2 protein-coding genes and 1 pseudogene are annotated in these 1702 nt (G+C 63.3%); all 3 read left to right on the forward strand.

Annotation, left to right across the window (positions count from 1 at the left end; all coding sequences use genetic code 11):
* Positions 1–549: TolC family protein (locus ACE3SS_RS15695; protein WP_374595556.1), on the forward strand; the 549-nt coding region annotated here is incomplete at its 5' end.
* Positions 546–1127, forward strand: coding sequence for a hypothetical protein (locus tag ACE3SS_RS15700; protein WP_374595558.1), 582 nt, complete (start codon positions 546–548; stop codon positions 1125–1127). The genes ACE3SS_RS15695 and ACE3SS_RS15700, both read left to right, overlap by 4 nt.
* Positions 1127–1702 (forward strand): annotated as a pseudogene (locus tag ACE3SS_RS15705) (efflux RND transporter periplasmic adaptor subunit); the annotation flags it as partial. The gene ACE3SS_RS15700 and the pseudogene ACE3SS_RS15705, both read left to right, overlap by 1 nt.

Raw genomic sequence — 1702 nt, forward strand, 5'->3', positions numbered from 1 at the left:
GTGTCGCCCGAGGCAAACGCCATGCACCCACGCGCAGCGCTCGCGCAGGCATCAGTGGAGCTTGCACGTGCCAACCTGGAGGTTGCGCAGGCCGATCGCCGCAATCCGCCGGAGCTTTCCATCGGCATCGCGCAAACACGCGACGATTTCGCAGCGCCGAGCTACAAGACCGTGCGGCTGGGACTCCGGTTCCCGCTCGGCACCGACGCGCGAAATGCGCCGAAACTGGCAGCGGCGAACTCGATCCTGATCAAGGCCGAAGCCGAGCTGCGCCAAACGCTCACCGAGATCGAGACTGAGCAGCGCGATGCGCAGGCTGCGCTCGAAAACGCGGAATCGGCGTACCAGTCCGCGCAATCGCGCGCCGCACTGGCCGGCGAACGGCTGTCTCTGCAGGAAAAAGCCTTTTCATTGGGTGAATTGAGCCTGGCCGAATTTTTGCGCATGCGCGCCACCGCCAATGAGTCGCGCCTCGAACAATTGCGGGCAAGGTACACGCTGGGAGCCGCCCGCGCCCAACTCAATCAAGCAAGGGGACTTTTACCGTGACGATCCGAATTTACCGCTTCACTGCTCTGCTCAGCCTGCTGGTCGCGGGCCTGCTGGGTAGCTCGTTGGCCAACGCGCACGGTGGCGAAGACCATGGCGACGAAAGCAAGATCCCGGCACCCGCCACGGCCGTTGCCCCGCGCGCATCGGCGCAGAGCGACGACTTCGAGCTGGTGGCCGTGCTCAACGCTGGCCAGCCGCAAGGCCCGCGCCTGTCGATCTTCGTTGATCGCTTCAAGACCAATGAACCGGTGGTGGGCGCCAAGCTGGAGGTCGATGCGGGTGGTCAAAGTGTTCCGATCAAGGAAGAGAGCCCCGGCATCTATGTGGCGCAACTCGCAGCCCTGAGCAGTGTGGCTCCAGGAGCCAAACTGGCGCTGACGATCTCCGTGGAAGCGGGCGATACGTCCGATCTGCTCACCACGCCCCTGGACATTCCTGCTTCCGCGACCGATGGCCCTGCGCATGCACACAGTAGGGCTGAGTTTGCAGTTTGGATTGCCGGTGCTGCCATCGCCGTGGCCGCCGTGGGTTTGCTATTCGTTCGTCGCCGTCGCCAGAACAAGGGAGCGCAGTAATGTCCGTCAAGAAAACTACCGCTTGCGTGGTACTGGCACTTGCAGCCGCCAGCAGCGTGAACGTCTTTGCCCATGGTGATGAAGATCATGGCGATCAAAAACCGAAGGCTTCCGCTTCAGCGCCCGCCACACCGGTGGCTGTTGCCCAAGAAGGGCCACAGCGCCTGGCGGATGCCAGCCTGTTCGTGCCCAAGACCGTTCAGCGTCGCCTCGGCATACGCACGGTTCAGGTTCAAACGACCGATCTGTCAGCGGGCGTCGAACTCAACGGCACCATCATCGCCGACCCGGAAACCAGCGGACGCGTCCAGGCGCCCTTTTCGGGCAGTGTTCAGCCGGGCCCCAAAGGTATGCCAGTGGGTGGCCGCACGGTCGTCAAGGGAGAAGTCCTGGCCTATTTGCAGCCGGTTGCGAGCGCCATCGAGCAAGGCAACCAGAAAGCCCAAATGGCTGAATTGGACGCGCAGCTGGCCATTGCAGACCGGAAGGTGAAACGCTACGAGCAGCTCGAAGGCGCCGTGCCGCAAAAGGAAATCGAAGCCGCCCGCATCGAACGCGATGCCTTGCGCCAACGG

It is taken from the genome of Aquabacterium sp. (assembly GCF_041915145.1).
In the GTDB taxonomy this organism is placed as follows: domain Bacteria; phylum Pseudomonadota; class Gammaproteobacteria; order Burkholderiales; family Burkholderiaceae_C; genus Aquabacterium.